We start from the raw sequence: 20,608 nt of genomic DNA, 5'->3' as shown, positions 1-20,608 counted from the left end.
AATAGATTAGCAGTATTTATCAGCCAATTTTAGCTATCAAACTTAACGATTACCTAATAAAGCACGAATATTGGCCAAGTATTCATCAGCAACTTTTTCAGGGTCTTTGCTGGCTTTTTTCTTTTTCGCTTTGGCTGGCCAGTCGATATGATCTTCTGGCAATTCATCTAAAAATCGTGATTCAGACGTCACGCGCATTTGCCCGCCTGCGCGGCGCTGGGTGGCAAGCGTCAATGTCAGCTCACGACGGGCGCGGGTAATACCTACATACATCAAGCGTCGCTCTTCTTCGACCGTCTCGCTAAGAATAGAGTTGCGGTGCGGTAGCATTTCTTCCTCAAGCCCCATGATATAAACGAAATCAAACTCCAAACCTTTTGCCGCATGTAAGGTCATGAGGTTCACTTTATTGGTATTTTCCTCTTCTTGCTGCTGCTCGAGCATATCAAGCAAGACCAGCTTACGAATGATGGTATCAATAGTGCGATCTTCGTCTTCTTCAGCGCGATTAATCAGCGATTGAATACTGGTATAAAGCATGTCGATATTATCGATACGGTTTTTTTCTTGTTGCGGCGTTTTAGAATCGCTACGGACAAAGTCGATATAACCGGTTTCATCAATCATTTGACGGACGATTGGCACGGGGTCGGGATGCTGATCGAGCTCACGGGTATAATGCCCAATAAAATCGCCAAACTCCTTCAACGTGCCATACGCTTTAGACGGCAAAACATGAGCTAGGCCGGCATGGGTACAAGACGCCAATAACGAGATGCTATGCTCTTGTGAAAATAGACCAAGCTTTTCAAGGGTTGCAGGTCCCATCCCGCGCTTCGGCGTATTGATAATCCGTAAAAATGCGCTGTCATCTTCTGGGTTCAAAATCAAACGCAAATAACCCATGATGTCTTTGATTTCACTACGGGCAAAGAACGACTGACCACCTGATAACTTATAAGGCACTTGCAACTGACGAAGTTGTGCCTCTAGCATGCGCGCCTGAAAGTTACTGCGATAAAGAACGGCGTATTGCTCCCATTCATTACCAAAACGCAATTTATGCGTGACAATCTCTTTTGCCACGCGCTCGGATTCATCATCATCATTACGACAATTAATAATACGAATTTTTTCGCCTTGACCTTTATCTGACCAGAGTTTCTTTTCAAATAAATGCTCGTTATTGGTAATAACGGCGTTGGCAGAGGTCAAGATACGCGTGGTTGAACGATAATTTTGTTCAAGCATGACGATTTTAAGCTTAGGAAAATCTTCTTTCAGTAATCCCATGTTTTCAGGTTTAGCACCGCGCCACGCATAGATAGATTGGTCGTCATCACCAACAACGGTAAAGCGTCCTTGTGGTCCGACCAGATATTTAATCATCTCATACTGGGCGGTATTGGTATCTTGATATTCATCGACGAGCAAGTAACGAATACGGTTTTGCCATTTATCACGCAGCTCTCTATTTTCACGTAAGATTTTGGTCGGCAAGACAATCAAATCATCGAAATCAACGGCATTATAAGCACGCAGATTGCGCTCATATAAAGCATAAAGGGTGGCAAAAATCATATCTTCTGGGTCGTCTAAGGTTGCCATTGCCTTGTCCGGCTCAATCAGATCGTTTTTCCAATCAGAAATCATTTTTATCGCTTTACCGACCAGCTCACGACTTTCCGCGCCACTTAAGTTGTCACGCATCATCAGCTCCATCAGCAGACGTTTGCTGTCGTCGCTGTCCATGATGGAAAAGTTACCTTTAAGCGGCGTATGTATCAGCTCATAACGTAAAAACTGTAGCCCAAATTGGTGAAAGGTAGACACTGTCAGCCCGCGAGTTTTTTCACTCGGCAGCAATTTACTGACCCGGGCTTTCATCTCCCGCGCCGCTTTATTGGTAAAGGTCACCGCCGTAATGCGCTCGGCTGGCATGTTGCATTCTTCGATTAGATAAGCAATTTTACGGGTAATCACCGATGTCTTACCGGAGCCGGCACCTGCTAGAACGAGCAATGGACCAGATACGTAGAGCATCGCTTCTTGTTGTTTGGGATTAAGTTGACTCATAAGGTGACCTGTAAGACAAAAGCAAAAAAAGTAAGCAAAAGGGGGCGAGCTTCGATATTAACAGCCGCTAAGTTCAATCAGTATTGCACGCATTAAGCAAATCGATAGCGCAACATAAAAATATAACATTATAGCTTGCTGCCTCATCTTGATATCAAAACATGGCGTAGGTAAGATTATTCAATCCGTCCGCTAATTAAGCACATAGCAGTTAATATTTTGTGACAATTAACCATAAGTGCCGTCATTAAAAAAGCTGCCGATACGACCATGGAATTCGGTGGGTCATTATAAAGCAAAAACCCTATCTTTGGGTGAGGAGTTGAAGGATGCGTGCCGAGTAAAAAAGCGTTTGGATTGCGTGACTTACACTATATATACCAGCGCCTTTTTAGAAATATGGATTTGGGCTTAATATAAGGTAACGTCTATATCATAGGTCGTAGTAAAAAAAACATATTTTTTTTGCAGAGAAAATGACCGTTCAATGCAGTTAAAAACTAGCTTTTGATTGCCGATATGCGTATAGTACGTAAATAATTTATGCCAGTTGTCACGTCATTGTTGACCACGTGTAATGAGCTATTAAATCAATTAAGTAAACACCGGATATGATATTGATTTAATACGTTGATCTTACGTTGTTACAAGATGCGTTGGGCGACCAGCCTTTTTATCCGTGTACAGAGCGGAACATCTACAGTTGGTCACGTCTGACATCGTCGTCAATAAGCTTGATAATTGGTTATTACCAGCACAGTAGCTATAATAGTCATTGATTTATATAATCACTGAGTTATTTAAATAAATTTACTCAAATAAAGTGACTCAATGACAGTTACTTTGTGTTTTCGTCTGCGTTACGCCTGTCGCCATTACCACCATTATTTGTGAGTATTTGCGGTGCGCTTGACACTCGATTGGGTGAGGAGCACGTATTATCATGTCTGCTTTTAATTGGTCAGCAATCGCTTTTATTTTAGCCGCCATTGGGCTAGTTGTATTTATGCTGGTCGTTCCGCGCTTACTTGGCGGTCGCTCTCAGGGCTCACAAAAAGAAGAGGTATTTGAAGCGGGTGTTGTCGGAGCTGGCAACGCCCGCATTCGTTTGTCTGCCAAATTCTATTTGGTGGCAATCTTCTTTGTTATTTTTGATTTAGAAGCGCTGTATCTATATGCCTATGCGGTTTCCGTTCGTGAGGCTGGCTGGCTTGGCTTTGTCGCTGCCGCGATATTTATCACCATCTTGATTATTGGCTTGGTATACGAGCTCAGTCTGGGTGCGATGAACTGGGCACCGGCGGATAAACGCCGTAAGCAACCTCGCTTACATGCGGCTCCGGCAGGTTTCAATTTGGCAGACATCACCAAATTTGATGGCGTTGATGAGCTGATGGTTGATCCGACGGGTAAAATACCGGCGCAATCTTCAGGGCAAATTAATGTCTCGAACAACATTGAGACCAATCGTCGTCATTTGCAGAATATCGATCATATTAATACCACAGGTAATATTACCTCCGTGGATTTTGCCACCTCTGCGCAGCCCGATAAGGTCGAACGCTAATCGCTTATAGCTAGATTAGCTTATTATAGCTAGATTGTTTTAGCCTTATTCCCGCATGTCAGCATGATTAATTTATTCATAATAGAAGTTATGGCGCTCGTAGTGGCAATCTGATTGCCGCATGGCGCTTAAAATAAAGGTTGTATGTTATGAAATACACATTAACAAAAGCCAACCCTGATGCAGATACCTATCCTGCACAGACTAGTCAAACGGTCAATGATCCGCTCGAAGACGAAGTCAATAAAAACGTCTTTATGGGTCGTCTCGAAGACCTTGTCCATTCAACAGCAAACTGGGGGCGCAAGCACTCACTGTGGCCATTTAACTTTGGTACCTCATGCTGTTATGTCGAATATGCAACTACCTTAACTGCGGTTCACGATTTATCACGCTTTGGTGCCGAAGTTATTCGCGCCTCGCCCCGTCAGGCGGACGTGATGATTGTTGCTGGTACTTGCTTTGTAAAAATGGCACCGGTTATTCAGCGTCTATATGAGCAAATGCTTGAGCCAAAATGGGTCATCTCAATGGGTGCTTGTGCCAACTCGGGCGGTATGTATGATATCTACTCAGTGGTGCAAGGCGTAGATAAAATCATACCTGTTGATGTCTATGTACCCGGTTGTCCACCGCGTCCAGAAGCCTTGATTCAAGGCTTGATGCTGCTGCAAGAGTCGATTACTAAAGAGCGTCGTCCGCTGGGTATTCATGTCAATGAGCAGGGTATCTATCAGCCGCAAATGACGCCTGAGCGTGACCGTAAGCAAGCAGATCGTATCGCTGTGAAAAACTTGCGTAGCCCAGATAGTATTTAATCAGCAAGCATGTAGCCAAACTGTATGTGAAAAAGCAATATATAAGCATAAGGTATTTTATGTGCTTGTTTGGCTCAATAATTCATAATCCGTAAAAATGCTCAGTACGCATATATTCATCGTAGTTCAGTTGTGTTCAACATAGCTTAATTATGATTAATGAAGGAATACATCATTCATGGTCACGGTAGTCGAAAACATAGATCCTAAGATTAAGCCTGTCCCAGCGGTTATCACCGAGCTTGAGCAGAAGTATGCCGGTAAGTTTGTCGTACAGCACACGGTGGATGAGATTCCAACGGTGTGGGTTGCGCGTGCCGACTTATTAGACGTTCTATTATACCTGCGTAAATTGCCAAAACCTTATGTCATGCTATTTGACTTATCAGCGATAGATGAGCGCTTGCGTCAACATCGTCAAGGTTTGCCTGACAGCGATTTTACGGTGTTTTATCATTTGATGTCGCTTGAGCGCAATAGCGATGTGCGTATCAAAGTCGCGCTAAGCGAAGACGATATTAATGTACCGAGCGCGACCAAGATTTGGCCAAATGCCAACTGGTATGAGCGTGAAGTGTGGGATATGTTTGGTATTGTCTTTACAGGTCATCCGCATTTAACCCGTATCTTATTGCCAAAATATTGGGAAGGTCATCCACTGCGCAAAGAATATCATGCGCGGGCGACTGAATTTACCCCGTATTTCTTGAATACCGCCAAACAACAATACGAGCAAGAAAACCTGCGCTTTGTTCCTGAAGAGTGGGGCATGAAGCGCTCGGGTCGTGATGAAGACTTTATGTTCTTGAACATCGGTCCTAACCATCCATCGGCTCACGGTGCTTTCCGTTTGGTGCTACAGCTTGATGGCGAAGAAGTCGTCGATTGTATTCCCGATATTGGCTATCACCATCGCGGCGCCGAAAAAATGGCTGAGCGTCAAACGTGGCACTCATTTATTCCTTATACCGACCGTATCGATTATCTCGGTGGTGTGATGAATGAGCTACCATATATCATGTCGGTTGAAAAGCTTGCCGGTATTACCATTCCACCGCGCGCTGAAACCATCCGCGTGATGATGAGTGAGTTTTTCCGTATTACTAATAACTTGCTGTTCGTCGGTACTTTTATTCAAGATGCCGGCGGTATGACGCCGGTATTCTATATGTTTACCGACCGCCAAAAAGCCTATGACGTCATCGAAGCGGTGACCGGTTACCGTATGCATCCTGCGTGGTTCCGTATCGGCGGTACAGCACATGATTTACCGCGTGGCTGGCAGCGTTTGGTACGTGAGTTCTTAGATTGGATGCCAAAACGCTTGGATGAGTATGTCAAAGCGGCGCTGCAAAACAGTGTGCTTAAAGGTCGTACCCAAGGCGTTGCACAATATAATACCAAGCAAGCATTGGCATGGGGCGTTACCGGCGCAGGTTTACGTGCAACAGGTTTAGATTTTGATTTGCGTAAAGCTCGTCCGTATATGGGCTACGAGAATTACGACTTTGAAGTCCCAGTCGGCTATAACGGCGATGCTTATGATCGCTGTATGGTAAAAGTCGAAGAGATGCGCCAGTCGCTACGTATCATCCGTCAATGTATGGATAATATGCCGCAAGGTCCTTATAAGGCGGATCATCCATTGGCAGTACCACCGCCAAAAGACCGTACCTTGAATGACATCGAAACCTTGATTAACCACTTTATCTCCGTTTCTTGGGGTCCTGTGATGCCAGCGGGTGAGTGCACCACGATTGTTGAAGCCACCAAAGGTCTAAACAGTTATTACATCACCTCCGATAAAGCGACGATGAGCTATCGTACTCGTATCCGTACGCCGACATTTGCGCACCTGCAGCAGATGCCATCGGTGATTAATGGCTCATTGGTATCCGATGCCATAATGTATTTGGCATCGATTGATATTGTGATGGCCGATTGTGACCGCTAGATGTTAGCCGTAATGCATTGATCATCATCTTTTATCAATGCTAAATGCTAAATATTAGAAGTTAAGTATTAAAAGTAAGACACGTTCATTAACATGTTATCGCCAAACTGGCACACCAAAACGCTGTCATTGCGCCATGAGCGCAACCTTAACAGTGGGCTGAGTGAGGAAAGAAAAAGATTATGAGAATTGTTTCCGATAAAATGCCAAAAGTAGATGTGGCAAGTATCTTAACCGCTGAAGAAATTGCGGCTATCCATGAGTTTATGCATCATTATCCCCATCCACGGGCAGCGTCTTTAGATGCACTAAAAATCGTGCAAAAGCGTAACGGCTGGGTCGATGATGCACAAGTCAATGCCATCGCTAATATTCTAAATATTCCTGTGACCGATATGGATGGGGTGGCAACCTTCTTTAACCGTATCTATCGTCAGCCAGTCGGTCGCAATGTCATCCTTATTTGTGATTCAGTGGCTTGTTATCTAACTGGTTACGAAGCACTGGCCGCTGAATTAAAAGCGCAGCTGGGCATCGACTATGGTCAGACCACCGCTGATAACCGCTTTACGCTATTGCCGATTTGCTGTTTGGGCAACTGTGATAAAGGTCCTGCTGTCTTAATTAATGAAGACACCTATGGTCCTGTGCAGCCCACCGAAGTCGTCCAATTGTTGGAGCTATACGCATGAGTTTAACGATTTCAGAGCAGATTGCTCGTCGCGGTCAAGGCAAAGCGCCAAGCCAATTAAATGACCAGCGCATTCCTGTTTATGGCGATAAAGCGACCGCTACCAGTGAAACCAAACCGCTTACATGGCGCCTCGCCCATCACGATGCGGTATTGGATTTAGCCACTTATGAATCGCTACGTGGTTTTGAAGCTTTAAAGATGGCTTTAAACCAATCGCCAGCTGACACTTTAAATACCATTAAAGAAGCAGTGGTCAAAGGTCGCGGCGGTGCAGGTTTCCCAGCAGGTATTAAATGGTCGCTCATGGCACCACCCGATGGCGGTCCACGTTATCTTGTCTGTAATGCCGATGAGATGGAGCCGGGTACTTTTAAAGACCGTCTCTTGATGGAGCGCCTACCGCTACAGCTTATCGAAGGTATGCTGATTTCTGCCTACGCGATTGGTGCAACGGCTGGTTATATCTTTATTCGCGGCGAGTATATCTTAGCAGCAGAGCGTCTAACGGCTGCGCTTGAAGAATTGCGTGCCAATAACTTAGTCGGCGATAATATCTTAGGCTCAGACTTTAGCTTTGATTTGCACGTCCATACCGGCGCTGGTCGTTATATTTGCGGTGAAGAGACTGCTTTGATTAACTGCCTAGAAGGTCGCCGTGCCAATCCGCGTACCAAACCACCATTTCCGCAGGTGGCAGGTGCATGGGGACGTCCAACCGTCGTTAATAACGTTGAAACTTTACATAACGTTTCAGCGATTATTTTGCACGGTAGTAAATGGTATCAAGACTTACCAAAAGCCAAAGGCGTGGTCGAAACTCCGGGTACTAAGCTGTTTGGTTGTTCAGGTCTGGTCAATGATCCCGGTCTATGGGAGTTACCATTTGGTTATACAGCGCGCGAAATTATTGAAGATTTCGCTGGCGGTATGCAGGAAGGTAAAAAGCTCAAGGCTTGGCTACCGGGCGGCGCATCAACCGACTTTTTAACCGCTGACCATTTAGATACCGTTGTCGATTTTGACACCATTCAAAAAGCCGGTAGCCGTATGGGTACTGGGCTAATCATGGTCGTCGATGAAGAACAAGACATGGTGCCATTACTACGCAACCTTGAGATTTTCTTCCAACGTGAATCGTGCGGTTGGTGTACGCCATGCCGTGATGGTCTACCGTGGGGCGTAAAAATATTGACCGCTATCAATGATGGTCAAGGTCAAATCGGTGACGTTGAGAAGTTAGAAGGCTTAACCCGTGATTTATGGATCGGCAAAACCTTCTGTGCCCATGCGCCGGGTGCGATGGAACCACTGATGAGTGCAATTAAATATTTCCGTCCTGAGTTTGATCAAAAAATTGCGCAGGCGGTTGGTGAAGATGTCATTGAGGCTGCAGCCAATCAACAGCCAGAAGTGAAATAAGGAGAGCGGCATGGCAGTCATACATATTGATGGAACCACTGTCGAAGTAGATAGCGCAGATAACTTGCTGCAAGCATGTTTATCACTCGGCATTGATGTGCCGTATTTTTGTTATCACCCCGCCTTAGGTTCAGTCGGCTCTTGCCGTCAGTGCGCGGTTAAGCAATATCAGTCTAAAGAAGATATGGAAGCGGGTCGCGGTCGCCTCGTGATGTCATGTATGGTCGCTCCGGGCGATGATATGTACATCTCGGTCACTGACGATGAAGCCAAAGCATTTCGTAAGTCGATGGTTGAGCTGTTGATGGTCAACCATCCGCATGACTGTCCAACTTGTGAAGAAGGCGGACATTGTCATTTGCAAGACATGACCTATATGTCAGGTCATAGCCGCCGTCGCTATCGCTTTACTAAGCGCACCCATCATAATCAAGAGCTTGGGCCGTTTATCGCTCATGAGATGAACCGCTGTATCGCTTGCTATCGCTGCGTCCGTTTTTATAAAGACTATGCGGGCGGCGAAGATTTGGGCGTTTATGGCTCAAACGAGCGCGTTTATTTTGGTCGCGATAAAGACGGTCAGTTCGAAAGTGAGTTCTCTGGTAACTTAACCGAAGTGTGCCCAACCGGTGTATTTACCGATAAAACCCACTCTGAGCGCTATAACCGTAAATGGGACATGCAGTATGCGCCAAGCATCTGTCATGGTTGCTCAGCCGGTTGTAATATCTCACCGGGCGAGCGTTATGGTGAATTGCGCCGTATTGAAAACCGCTATAACGGTGAAGTAAACCGTTACTTCTTATGTGACCGTGGTCGCTTTGGTTACGGTTATGTCAATCGCGAAGACCGCCCAACGCAAGCGCTCGAACGTATCAATGATAAGCACGTTAAAATCAATATCGACTATGCCCTCGATGAAACCATCAAACGTATCAAAGATAAAAAAGTCATCGGTATTGGCTCACCACGTGCCAGCCTTGAGACCAACTTTGCGCTAAAAAATATGGTCGGCTTTGATAACTTTTCAACCGGTTTAAACCATCAGCAGCAAGCACTGGTCAATAAATGTATTGAAGTATTAAGTACTGAGGGTATTTATAACCCGGGTATGACGGATATCGAAAGCCACGATGCGGTATTGGTGCTAGGTGAAGATATTACTCAAACCTCATCACGTGTGGCGCTGTCTATTCGTCAAGCAGCAAAAAATGAAGCCATTAAAATGGCTGCTGCGACCAAAACGCAATCGTGGTTGGCCGAGCCAGTCAAACGTATTGGTCAAGGTGTACAAAGTCCGGTATATGTCATCGATGTTATCCAAACTAAGCTAGAAGATATCAGTAAAGTCAGTGTTGTTGCGACACCTGAAGATATTACCAAGCTTGGCTTTAAAGTCGCTGATGCGATTGCTGATTTTGCTGATGATTTAGCAGAAATCGCAGAACCAACGTCAGATAGTGATGACGATGCTAATAGTGATGCTATGCAAGCGTTGGCACAGCAAATCGCTTATGACTTGATTCAAGCCGATAAGCCGTTAGTTGTCTCTGGTAGCAGCTTATCATCGACTGCTTTGATAGAAGCAGCGGCACAAATCACTCAAGCATTAAGCCAAAAGCGGGCAGCGATTAAAGCGACTGAGCAGCAGCAAGTTGAGGCGCATAATGCTCTAGTTCGTGATAAACAGCTTCGTGATGAGCAGGTTGCAGCCGCTGAAGCACAAGCAGCAACTGCTCAGCAGAGCGAAGACAAAGACTTATCTGCTAAGCCGAACAAACCTGAAACCGGCGTTGATACAGAAGCGCAAGACGACGTCGAACGTAAGCCGGCAACCAAGCTTGAGCTAAAAGAAGTTAATAAACAATACCATGCGCAAGCCGGTATTTATTTAGCGGTTCCTGATGCCAATAGTATTGGTGTTTGTATGCTTGGCGGTCAATCAGTCGAAGAGTTATTAGCGACTGATTTCGATGTGGTCATCGTTGCTGAAAACCAGTTAACGGATGCCATTGATGCGCATAAATTAACCCAGCTATTGACCGATAAAACCGTCATCGCCCTTGATCATCAGCTCCTTGATTGGCATAAAGATGTCGATATCGTCTTACCAGCTGCTAGTTTTGCGGAAGCGGACGGTACGCTTATTTCTGCTGAAGGTCGTGCGCAGCGCTTCTTCCAAGTTTATGATAACGAATATTATCATCCGATGAGCAGTATTAAAGAAGGCTGGCGCTGGTTACATGCCGTCCATAGCAGCTTAGAAGGTCGCGATGTCGACTGGACACAGCTTGATGATGTCATCAATGCATTGGTTGCCACTCATCCTAAACTTGCTGGTATTAAGGGCGCTGCTCCTGATGCCGATTACCGTATGACCGGTCTAAAAATTGCCCGTCAGCCGCGTCGCTACTCAGGTCGTACTTCTATGCGTGCGCCAGTATCCGTGCATGAGCCGATGCAGCCAAAAGATTTGGATACCGGTTTAACCTTCTCAATGGAAGGCTATAGCGGTAAGCAAACGCCAAGCTCGATGATTCCTTTTGCCAATGCGGCAGGTTGGAACTCACCGCAAGCGTGGAACAAATACCAAGATAAAGTCGGTGGTAGCCTCAAAAATGGTGATCCAGGCGTCCGTCTGTTTGATCAATTAGAGCGCCTAGCCACGCGTCAATATGTTGCCCCAGAAGTTACTTCGGTGACGACCACGGATATGCAGCAAGGACAAGCAAAACTGGTACCGATTTATAACCTTTATGCCAGCTCTATGATGGCATCACGTAGCCCAGTGGTTGCTGAGCAATTACCGCTAGCCACATGGCGCGTCGGTATTGATGATGCCAAAGACTGGGGTCTTGCAGCGGGTGATTATCTGGCGATTGAGATTGATAAACAGCAAATCACCTTACCCGTTGAGCTCGTTGGTTACTTAGCAGAAGGTTGTATCGGCTATCCAGTTGGGCAGGTGGATATCATCCATCCGTCAATGCCAGCATCGGTACGTAAAGTTGATGCGCCGGTGACGATGATGGGCAGCATGGCGACTGATAGTGCTTTAACCGCCAATACCAACAACCGCGCAACGCCAGTAAGCAGCGCGCCGACCACCACCACACAGGAGGTGTAATATGCAAGTTACCCGTATTATCCCTGATGTGCCAAGCTTTTTGGCTGGTATGATGACCTTTGATACCTGGTCGATACTCTTTATGGTCGTGCAATCGTTGGTCATCTTTTTGGTGGTCGTCATTGTCGCGGCAATGATGATTATTTACGAGCGCCGCATGCTAGCACTCTGGCAAGACCGTTACGGTCCGAATCGTGTTGGTCCGTTTGGCTCATTGCAGCTGGTTGCTGATATGCTCAAAATCTTCTTTAAAGAAGATTGGACGCCAAACTTTACCGATAAGTTTATGTTTACCTTGGCGCCAGCGGTTGCCATGTTTACTGCTTTGGCCTCTTTTGCCATTATTCCTATCTCGCCATCCCTTGGGGTTGCTGATTGGGATATCGGTATTTTGTTCTTCTTTGCTATGGCCGGTATTGCTGTCTATGCGGTGATGTTCGGTGGCTGGGCATCGGCCAATAAGTTCTCTTTACTTGGCGGCTTACGTTCTGCGGCGCAAACCATCAGTTATGAAGTCTTTTTGGGCTTATCATTGATGGGTGTGGTTGCCTTAACAGGTTCATTCAACCTACGTGAAATCGTTGAATCGCAAATTGACGGCTGGTATATCATTCCACAATTCTTTGGCTTTTTAACCTTTGTGGTTGCTGGTGTTGCCGTTACCCATAGACATCCATTTGATCAGCCAGAAGCCGAGCAAGAATTGGCCGAAGGTTATCATGTCGAATATTCTGGCATGAAGTTCGGTATGTTCTTTATCGGTGAATACGTCAACGTCGTACTGATTTCTGCGTTGATGACTTGTTTGTTCTTCGGCGGTTGGCTTGCGCCGTTTAATTTAGATATTCCGTTTATTCCACCAGCTTTTTGGTTCATGATTAAGACACTATTCTTTATGACCATGTTTATTTTGGCTCGAGGCTCACTCATGCGTCCGCGCTATGATCAGGTGATGAACTTTGGCTGGAAAGTCTGCCTGCCGGTAACCTTGATTAATCTGTTGGTTACTGCTGCAGTCATTTTGATTTTTTCCCCAACGTTGTAGTCATTACTAGTAGCCATTACTAGCCATCACTGATGAACTAGGGTAAAGCTGATAAGGATAATAATCCCATGTTTACTACTATAAAAAAGACCGTCATTGGTATGTTTACCATTGTCCGCAGTATGTGGATGGTCAATAGTCATGCAATCAGGCCACGCGACACCATTCTTTATCCAGAAGTGCCGGTACCTGTACCGCCGCGCTTTCGCGGACGTATCATCTTGTCTCGTGACCCTGATGGTGATGAGCGCTGCGTCGCTTGTAACCTATGTGCTGTGGCATGTCCGGTCGGCTGTATCTCACTGCAAAAAGCAGAACGTGAAGATGGACGCTGGTATCCAGAGTTTTTCCGCATCAACTTTTCACGCTGTATCTTTTGTGGATTGTGTGAAGAGGCGTGTCCGACGACTGCGATTCAGATGACCCCAGACTTTGAGATGGGCGAATATGTCCGTCAAGACTTGGTTTATGAAAAAGAGCATTTGCTGATTTCAGGACCGGGTAAATATCCCGATTATAACTATTATCGCGTGACGGGTATGGCGGTAGCAGATAAACCAAAAGGCGCGGCACAAAACGAAGCTGCACCGATTGATCTAAGGAGCTTGCTACCATGATGAATATCTTAAATAGTCCTGAATTGGCAGGGTTTTATGCGCTGGCAGCGGTGGCAATATTTGCCAGCTTGCGCGTGGTGACCCTCGCCAATCCAGTGCATGCTATTTTATCGATGATTGTGTCGTTACTGGCCATCTCAGGTATTTTCTTTGTATTAGGGGCACCTTTTGCTGGTGCGCTTGAAGTGGTCGTTTATGCCGGTGCCATTATGGTGCTGTTCGTTTTCGTTATTATGATGCTAAATCTCGGCATGAGTAATGATGAGCGCGAAGAGCGCTGGCTTGATGCCAAAACTTGGGCGGTACCGACGGGGCTAACGATTATTATCGCGGTTGTGCTGTATGCGATGATTGGTCTTAACCATAATGAAGCGGCGATGATTGGCGGTACGACGATTTCAGCCAAAGCAGTAGGTACGGCGCTGTTTACCAAATATATTATGCTGATAGAAGTAGCGGCATTGCTCTTATTAGCCGCTTTGGTTGCTGCTTATCATTTGGGTAAAGAGTCAATCGATGATGAGATTGTCGGTAATGCAAGTCAAGATAATGCAAGCCGAGGTGCTAGCCAAGCAACCAATCCGAATGTCGCCAGTATCAAACACTACGATGATAACGGCATGCCCATAGATACTGATGCAGTAAAAATGGCTGAACCATACGAATATAAAGATGTTGACCCGCATGACTATGTTGGCAAGAAAGTCGGCATGAAAGCAGGTACGCAGGTAGGTGTGAATAAAGTCACGCGCAAGGAGTCGGACTGATGGTACTAGCAGCGAGCGTGGCACAGGAGGTTGCGAATGTGCCGTTTGCCCACGAGGTAGCAGGCTTAGTGCAGCCGGTTGCTGAGGCGCAGAATGTACTGGGTATGATACCCATGAGCCATGGATTGATTTTGGCCGGTATTTTATTTGCGATAGGTCTGTGCGGTGTCATGGTAAGGCGTAATTTCTTATTTATGCTGATGAGCCTTGAGATCATGATGAATGCGACGGCTTTGGCATTTGTGGTCGCAGGTAGCCGCTGGGTTGATCCAGATGGACAGATTATGTTTATCTTTATTCTGACTTTAGCAGCGGCAGAGGCGGCCATTGGTTTGGCAATATTATTGCGGTTTTATCATCAGCGTGGGCATCTTGATGTCGATAGCGCCAATGAGATGAAAGGATGATGTCATGAGTTTATTACCATTAACCTTTATATTCCCGCTCGTTGGCTTTTTGATTCTAGCCTTTATGCGCGACAAGTTAAGCGAGCAGGTAGCAGCGATTGTCGGTGTCGGTAGCATGCTGCTATCAGCACTTTGTACGCTGATTGTCAGCTATACCTTTTTAACAAGCAACCCTGCCGGTACGGTGATCGAGATTCCATTATGGACTTGGTTTCAAGTCGGCGATTTTGCGCCAAGTTTTGGTCTAAGCTTTGATGGCTTAGCATTGACGATGACGGGTGTTATTACCGGTATCGGCTTTTTGATTCATCTGTTTGCCGCATGGTATATGAAAGGTGAAACAGGCTTTGCGCGCTTCTTTAGCTATATGAACTTATTCGTCGCTAGCATGTTATTGCTGGTATTGGCGGATAACTTGTTCTTGCTCTATCTTGGCTGGGAAGGCGTCGGTATCTGTTCTTACTTGCTGATTGGTTTTTATTATCAAGACCGCGCCAATGGTCGGGCAGCAATTAAAGCCTTTACCGTCACCCGCGTTGGTGATGTGTTCTTAGCCTTTGGTTTGTTTTTATTGTTCCGCGAATTTGGCACGCTTAATATTCAAGAGATTATTACCCGTGCGCCGGAAATCTTTGATATTAATAACCCAACGATGATTTTGACCACCATGATGTTGGTTGGTGGTGCGATGGGTAAATCAGCGCAGCTACCACTACATACGTGGCTTGCTGATGCGATGGCAGGTCCAACGCCTGTATCGGCTTTGATTCACGCAGCAACCATGGTTACTGCGGGTGTTTATCTGATTGCGCGTCTACATCCATTATTTCTCCTCACACCGGGCGTCTTGTTGTACTGGGTTGGGGCAGTGGGTGCATTGACGCTCGTCGTTGCTGGATTTTGTGCGCTGGTACAAACTGATATTAAACGTATCCTTGCTTATTCGACCATGAGCCAAATTGGCTATATGTTCTTAGCATTGGGCGTTGGCGCATGGCAAGGGGCTATCTTCCACTTGATGACGCATGCTTTCTTTAAAGCCTTGCTATTCTTATCATCAGGTGCGGTGATTCTTGCGGTTCATCATGAGCAAAACATCTTTAAGATGGGCGGTTTGCGCAAAAAGATACCGTTAGTATTTTGGTGCTATGTCGTCGGTGGCGGTGCGCTTGCGGCGATACCTTGGGTTACCGTTGGTTTCTATTCTAAAGAAGCGATTCTGTGGGAAAGCTACGCAACCGGTCACCAAGTCTTATTCTATATGGGCGTATTCGGTGCTTTCTTAACCGCGCTTTATACCTTCCGTATGATTTGGATTATCTTTTTTGGTGAAGAAAAAACCCATGCGCACAAGCTATCTGGTGTGTCATATTGGTTGCCGCTGACAGTATTGCTGGTATTATCAACCGCCGTTGGTGCGTGGATTACGCCGCCATTACAAGGCGTATTGCCAGAAAGCGTTGGGCATTTATTAGAAGTGGCTGGTCAAGCACATGACAAACATACGGCGGAATATATCGCCATGGGCGCCATGCTTGCTGGTTTGATTCTCGCAGCATTCTTATATGTCGTCGATAAAGGTCGCATGTTGACCCGCTTTAAGCGCACGACTATTGGTGCAGCGTTATATCATTGGTGCTATCACGGTATGGGCTTTGATGCGCTATACGATATAGTTTTTGTAAAACCCTTTTTGTTCATCGGCCGCTTATTTAAAGCCGACCCTATCGATAAAACGTGGCTGTTATTACCGAAACTGGCATCTGCTGGTAACAAGGTATTGTCTGCGACGCAAACAGGGTCACTTCGAGGTTACGCTGCAAGCTTTGGCTTGGGTGTGGCTGTGCTGTTGGTGCTGGTAATGATGACGGTGGTATAAGATGATTGAGTTACAACAAACGTGGATGCTACCAGCATTAATCGCAATTCCTTTTATTGCAGGGTTGCTATGTTGGTTGGTCGAACGCTTTAATAAACGTCTACCGCGCTGGATTGCTTTAATCGGTATGACGTTGACCTTTGCCTTGTCACTAGTGCTGTGGCAGTACGGCGATTATAGCGGTATGAGTCAGCAAGTGATTGCGCCAGATGCAAATGTGCCATGGGTCGCTGAATTCAGTGTGCCGTGGATACCAAGTTTTGGTATCAGCTTTCACTTAGCGTTAGATGGCTTATCGCTATTGATGGTTGGCTTAACAGGTCTGCTTGGTATTGCTGCCGTTGCCTGTTCGTGGAATGAGATTCAACGCCGTGTTGGTTTCTTCCATCTAAACTTGCTCTGGAGCTTGGGCGGCGTTATTGGTGTTTTCTTAGCCATTGATATGTTCTTATTCTTCTTCTTTTGGGAGATGATGCTGGTTCCAATCTACTTCTTGATTGCCATTTGGGGTCATGACGTCGTTGGTAAAACCAAAGAATACGCCGCAACTAAGTTCTTTATTTATACCCAAGCATCTGGTCTTATCATGCTGGTCGGTATTTTGATATTGGTCATTATCAGCTACGCCCAAAAAGGGGTGGTGAGCTTTAATTATAATGACTTGCTCGGCACGTCACTTGGCGGCTGGGAATATCCGATCATGCTGTGCTTCTTTATTGGCTTTGCCGTGAAGTTGCCGATTATTCCATTCCACGGCTGGTTGCCTGACGCGCATGCGCAAGCACCAACCGCAGGTTCGGTGGATTTGGCCGGGGTTTTGATTAAGACTGCCGCTTATGGTTTGATTCGTTTCGTCTTACCATTATTTCCAGCAGCGTCACAAGATTTTGCGCCGATTGCCATGACCTTGGGTACCATTGGTATATTCTATGGCGCGTGGCTGGCCTTTATGCAAACTGATATGAAGCGCTTGCTGGCTTATACCAGTATTTCGCACATGGGCTTTGTGGTATTGGCAATTTATGCAGGAACTTTACTCAGCTTACAAGGTCTGATGATTCAGATGTTGGCTCATGGTTTAAGCTCAGCGGCACTGTTTATCATGGCAGGTCAGCTATATGAGCGTCTACATACACGTGATTTGACCTTGATGGGCGGTATGTGGGGACAGTTCCGTTATTATGCGCCGATACTGATGTTCTTCTGTGCCGCTTTATTGGGTATTCCAGGGACAGGTAACTTCATCGGTGAGTTTATGATTTTATTTGGTGCCTTTGCTGATTATCCGGTGTTTGTGGTCTTGGCGACATTCAGTTTGGTATTGGCAGGTTTATACTCGCTTATCTTAATTCATAAAGCGCTATTCGGTACCAATAACATTAAAGAAGTGGCGTTACAAGAAACCAAGTTACACGGTTTGCCAACACGTCCGTTAAAAGATTTGGGCAAGCGCGAGCTGTCATTATTATTAATGCTAGCGGCAGGCTTGGTATGGCTCGGACTGTATCCACAACCGTTCCTTGATACCTCAAGTCACGCGATGCAGTGGATTAATAACGCCTATATATACAGTCAAGTAACACAAGTAGATGCCTCGCAGCTGCTTGATGCAATGGAGGCACGTTAAGTCATGAACGATTTTACGATGAATGATTTGATGGGGCTGCTGCCTTATGCACCAATCATTGCGGTAGTCATTACAGTATTGGTGGTGATGGTTGCCATCACGATTAAACGCTCTCATATGGTGACCGGTACTATCTCGGTCGTCGGTCTGAATGTCGGTTTGTTTACCTTGCTTGGACAAATGGCAGGCATTATCGATAGTGGGCCTTTAGTACCAACGGCGGAGCAGTTATTTGTTATTGATAACTTCGCCCAGTTTAATATGGTGGTTATCTTTATCTGTGCATTGGCCTGCTTTACGCTGTCTTATGCCTATTTAGCTGATTTAAAAGATCATAAAGAAGAGCTATATTTACTGATGCTGCTATCAACCGTTGGCGCTTTGCTCATGGTCAGTGCTCAGCATTTAGCCTCATTCTTTATGAGCCTTGAGATGCTATCGATACCGCTATACGGCATGCTGGCATATACTTATATGCGTAAACGCTCGCTTGAGTCGGGGCTGAAGTACTTGGTGTTATCAGCGACGGCATCGGCAACACTACTAATGGGTATGGCGTTTATTTATGCAGAAGTAGGTTCGCTCGCCTTTAAACCTATCAGTATGACGTTGGTTGATCTCTTTGAGTCGCCGCTGTTGATTTTAGGCGCTGCAATGATGATGTTTGGTATTGCCTTTAAATTGTCGGCAGCACCGTTTCATATGTGGACGCCAGATGTTTATGAGGGTGCACCCGCACCTATCGCTACTTATTTAGCTTCGGTATCAAAAGTCGCAATGATGGCGTTGGCGGTTCGTTTCTTAATTGATACGTCGTTATTGGCACTGCCATCGGTACAGATGCTGCTTATGGTCATGGCAACCTTGTCGATCTTGGTAGGTAACTTACTAGCGGTCCGTCAGACCAGTCTCAAACGTCTACTTGGTTATTCGTCTATTGCCCATATGGGTTATGTGCTTATCGTGATTGTTAGCATTGGTTCTGCCGCTGATAGTATCTCAAGCATGTATATGGCGATTTATGCCTTTACCTCTATTGGTGCCTTTGGTGTCGTAACCTTGATGTCGAGCCCTTATCGCTTGGCTGGTGAAGCCGATGAGCTGACCCATTACCAAGGGCTATTCTGGCGCCGTCCAGTATTGACCGCTGTGATGACCATCATGATGTTGTCATTAGCAGGTATTCCATTGACCGCAGGCTTTATTACCAAGCTATTTGCGATTCTTGCCGCCGTACAAGGTACCAACTGGTTCTTGGCTGCGATGATTATCTTGGGTAGTGCAATCGGTCTGTTTTATTACTTACGCGTTATGCTCACACTATTTAAACGTCCAAAACAATTTATTGAATTTGACGTCTCGAAGCAGTGGGGTCTACGTACCGGTGGTATTATGGTCATTGCTGTCACTGCTATCATTGTGTTCTTCGGTGTGTTACCGAACAGTATGATTGAATGGGCAAGTTTGGCTCGTATATGGTAATAGCATCATAGATGTGAGTTAAGTATCAGGATTAATATCAGGTAAGACGCCGCATTCTTATGGCGCTGCTTATCTGCTGTTACGGTTAGAAAACCAAGGTGCGCCAGCTTTATGATAAGCTTGGCGCATCTTTTAGTTTGACCCCTTTAAAAATTCATAAAAATAGCCATCTACACTAGAGTAGCCATAATTATTAATAAAAAAAGAAGGTAAGTCATTATTATGAGTGACAATATTCAAAAAGTAACGGTGCTCAGTAAAACCACGTGGACGCCCAACCTATTTAGCTTTACCGTCAGTCGTCCGGATAGTTTTAAATTTACCGCCGGGCAATTTGTGCGTTTGGGCGTTAATCCCAGTCAATTAAAATACTATAAGCAGTTGAGTGCAGTAGCTGATACTGATGATGACGATGAAGAACTGGACGAAACACTGGATGAGGATATCTTCCGCGCGTATTCGATTGTATCGTCACCCTTTGATGAGGTATTAGAATTCTTCTCTATTGTCATCCCTGATGGCGCTTTTACGTCGCAGCTGCAACACTTAGAGGTGGGCGATGAGCTGTTATTAAACACCATGCCATTTGGCTTTTTAACCTTGGCGCGTTATCAAAAACCACTACCAAAAGACTTATGGTTATTGGCGACAGGTACGGGTCTAGCACCATTTTTATCGATGCTGCAAGATTTAAAGACATGGGAAGATTACGAGCATATCATCCTTGCTTATAGTGCGCGCTCAACGGAAGAATTGGCATATATCGACAAGATTGAAAGCTTACAAGAAGACTTTGGCTCCTTGGTTGATAATCCAGCCAAACTCATTTTTATACCCATCGTGACTCGTGAGCCTGTCGAAGGGGCATTGACAGAGCGCCTACCAAAACTCTTATTAGATGGGGCGCTACAAGAGCGCGCCGGTATTGCTTTAGATGTCGATAGCACGCACGTCATGCTCTGCGGCAACCCAGACATGGTAGAAGATACCAAAGAGACGTTAAAGCGCTTAGGACTGGTGATGAATCGCCGCGGCGAAGGCAATATCGCGGTAGAAAACTACTGGTAGTCTTGTGATTGTCCTGAATCTACTATAGACGGGCTTCATTGAAAAAGCGCTGACCTTTAAA

The 20,608-nt window shown here is 45.7% G+C and carries 15 protein-coding genes; 14 read left to right on the top strand and 1 reads right to left on the bottom strand.

The window, feature by feature from the left end; translation table 11 throughout:
• Positions 1-42: 42 nt before the first annotated feature.
• Complete coding sequence (locus B3Q63_RS03015) at positions 43-2,076, bottom strand: UvrD-helicase domain-containing protein (RefSeq protein ID WP_296173605.1); 2,034 nt, start codon at positions 2,074-2,076, stop codon at positions 43-45.
• 943 nt (positions 2,077-3,019) lie between these two features.
• Between B3Q63_RS03015 and ndhC the strand changes: the two genes are divergently transcribed.
• From ndhC to B3Q63_RS02945, 14 genes are all read left to right on the top strand, one after another.
• Entirely contained in the window at positions 3,020-3,643 is a 624-nt protein-coding gene (gene ndhC, locus B3Q63_RS03010; protein ID WP_201562545.1) for an NADH-quinone oxidoreductase subunit A, read from the top strand.
• 149 nt (positions 3,644-3,792) lie between these two features.
• Positions 3,793-4,461, top strand: coding sequence for a NuoB/complex I 20 kDa subunit family protein (locus B3Q63_RS03005; protein ID WP_201562543.1), 669 nt, complete (start codon positions 3,793-3,795; stop codon positions 4,459-4,461).
• A gap of 178 nt (positions 4,462-4,639) precedes the next feature.
• Entirely contained in the window at positions 4,640-6,415 is a 1,776-nt protein-coding gene (nuoC, locus tag B3Q63_RS03000) for an NADH-quinone oxidoreductase subunit C/D (protein WP_201619995.1), read from the top strand.
• A gap of 182 nt (positions 6,416-6,597) precedes the next feature.
• On the top strand, positions 6,598-7,107 hold the full coding sequence (gene nuoE, locus B3Q63_RS02995) for an NADH-quinone oxidoreductase subunit NuoE (RefSeq protein ID WP_296173597.1): 510 nt from the start codon (positions 6,598-6,600) through the stop codon (positions 7,105-7,107).
• Positions 7,104-8,528 (top strand): NADH-quinone oxidoreductase subunit NuoF, encoded by a 1,425-nt coding sequence (nuoF, locus tag B3Q63_RS02990; RefSeq protein ID WP_201628728.1) that lies wholly within the window; start codon positions 7,104-7,106, stop codon positions 8,526-8,528. The genes nuoE and nuoF overlap by 4 nt, the downstream gene beginning before the upstream one ends.
• Positions 8,529-8,538: 10 nt before the next feature.
• Entirely contained in the window at positions 8,539-11,655 is a 3,117-nt protein-coding gene (gene nuoG, locus B3Q63_RS02985) for an NADH-quinone oxidoreductase subunit NuoG (protein ID WP_296173594.1), read from the top strand.
• A 49-nt stretch (positions 11,656-11,704) separates the two neighbouring features.
• Positions 11,705-12,700, top strand: a complete 996-nt coding sequence (gene nuoH, locus B3Q63_RS02980; protein ID WP_201562763.1) for an NADH-quinone oxidoreductase subunit NuoH — start codon at positions 11,705-11,707, stop codon at positions 12,698-12,700.
• 68 nt (positions 12,701-12,768) lie between these two features.
• A complete protein-coding gene (nuoI, locus tag B3Q63_RS02975; RefSeq protein ID WP_079691073.1) occupies positions 12,769-13,317 on the top strand; it encodes an NADH-quinone oxidoreductase subunit NuoI in 549 nt (182 codons plus the stop codon).
• Positions 13,314-14,084, top strand: a complete 771-nt coding sequence (gene nuoJ / locus B3Q63_RS02970; RefSeq protein ID WP_296173588.1) for an NADH-quinone oxidoreductase subunit J — start codon at positions 13,314-13,316, stop codon at positions 14,082-14,084. The genes nuoI and nuoJ overlap by 4 nt, the downstream gene beginning before the upstream one ends.
• Positions 14,085-14,182: 98 nt before the next feature.
• Complete coding sequence (gene nuoK, locus B3Q63_RS02965; RefSeq protein ID WP_045445153.1) at positions 14,183-14,491, top strand: NADH-quinone oxidoreductase subunit NuoK; 309 nt, start codon at positions 14,183-14,185, stop codon at positions 14,489-14,491.
• 4 nt (positions 14,492-14,495) lie between these two features.
• The gene (gene nuoL, locus B3Q63_RS02960; protein ID WP_296173587.1) at positions 14,496-16,370 is read left to right on the top strand and encodes an NADH-quinone oxidoreductase subunit L; all 1,875 of its coding nucleotides are present in this window, start codon (positions 14,496-14,498) and stop codon (positions 16,368-16,370) included.
• Position 16,371: 1 nt separating this feature from the next.
• Positions 16,372-17,997, top strand: coding sequence for an NADH-quinone oxidoreductase subunit M (gene nuoM / locus B3Q63_RS02955; protein WP_201628732.1), 1,626 nt, complete (start codon positions 16,372-16,374; stop codon positions 17,995-17,997).
• Positions 17,998-18,000: 3 nt separating this feature from the next.
• On the top strand, positions 18,001-19,479 hold the full coding sequence (locus tag B3Q63_RS02950; protein WP_198329007.1) for an NADH-quinone oxidoreductase subunit N: 1,479 nt from the start codon (positions 18,001-18,003) through the stop codon (positions 19,477-19,479).
• A 222-nt stretch (positions 19,480-19,701) separates the two neighbouring features.
• Entirely contained in the window at positions 19,702-20,547 is an 846-nt protein-coding gene (locus B3Q63_RS02945; protein ID WP_296173578.1) for a ferredoxin--NADP reductase, read from the top strand.
• The last annotated feature ends 61 nt before the right edge of the window (positions 20,548-20,608 follow it).

This window comes from Psychrobacter sp. UBA2769 (assembly GCF_002352555.1).
Lineage (GTDB): Bacteria > Pseudomonadota > Gammaproteobacteria > Pseudomonadales > Moraxellaceae > Psychrobacter > Psychrobacter maritimus.
Note: the sequence above shows the minus strand (reverse complement) of the source record. Positions and strands in the feature narration are given on the sequence as shown.

Excerpts from the sequence above, each read along its gene's own strand:
- B3Q63_RS03015 (WP_296173605.1), bottom strand. The coding sequence starts at position 2,076 with ATGAGTCAACTTAATCCCAAACAACAAGAAGCGATGCTCTACGTATCT.
- ndhC (WP_201562545.1), top strand. The coding sequence starts at position 3,020 with ATGTCTGCTTTTAATTGGTCAGCAATCGCTTTTATTTTAGCCGCCATT.
- B3Q63_RS03005 (WP_201562543.1), top strand. The coding sequence starts at position 3,793 with ATGAAATACACATTAACAAAAGCCAACCCTGATGCAGATACCTATCCT.
- nuoC (WP_201619995.1), top strand. The coding sequence starts at position 4,640 with ATGGTCACGGTAGTCGAAAACATAGATCCTAAGATTAAGCCTGTCCCA.
- nuoE (WP_296173597.1), top strand. The coding sequence starts at position 6,598 with ATGAGAATTGTTTCCGATAAAATGCCAAAAGTAGATGTGGCAAGTATC.
- nuoF (WP_201628728.1), top strand. The coding sequence starts at position 7,104 with ATGAGTTTAACGATTTCAGAGCAGATTGCTCGTCGCGGTCAAGGCAAA.
- nuoG (WP_296173594.1), top strand. The coding sequence starts at position 8,539 with ATGGCAGTCATACATATTGATGGAACCACTGTCGAAGTAGATAGCGCA.
- nuoH (WP_201562763.1), top strand. The coding sequence starts at position 11,705 with ATGATGACCTTTGATACCTGGTCGATACTCTTTATGGTCGTGCAATCG.
- nuoI (WP_079691073.1), top strand. The coding sequence starts at position 12,769 with ATGTTTACTACTATAAAAAAGACCGTCATTGGTATGTTTACCATTGTC.
- nuoJ (WP_296173588.1), top strand. The coding sequence starts at position 13,314 with ATGATGAATATCTTAAATAGTCCTGAATTGGCAGGGTTTTATGCGCTG.
- nuoL (WP_296173587.1), top strand. The coding sequence starts at position 14,496 with ATGAGTTTATTACCATTAACCTTTATATTCCCGCTCGTTGGCTTTTTG.
- nuoM (WP_201628732.1), top strand. The coding sequence starts at position 16,372 with ATGATTGAGTTACAACAAACGTGGATGCTACCAGCATTAATCGCAATT.
- B3Q63_RS02950 (WP_198329007.1), top strand. The coding sequence starts at position 18,001 with ATGAACGATTTTACGATGAATGATTTGATGGGGCTGCTGCCTTATGCA.
- B3Q63_RS02945 (WP_296173578.1), top strand. The coding sequence starts at position 19,702 with ATGAGTGACAATATTCAAAAAGTAACGGTGCTCAGTAAAACCACGTGG.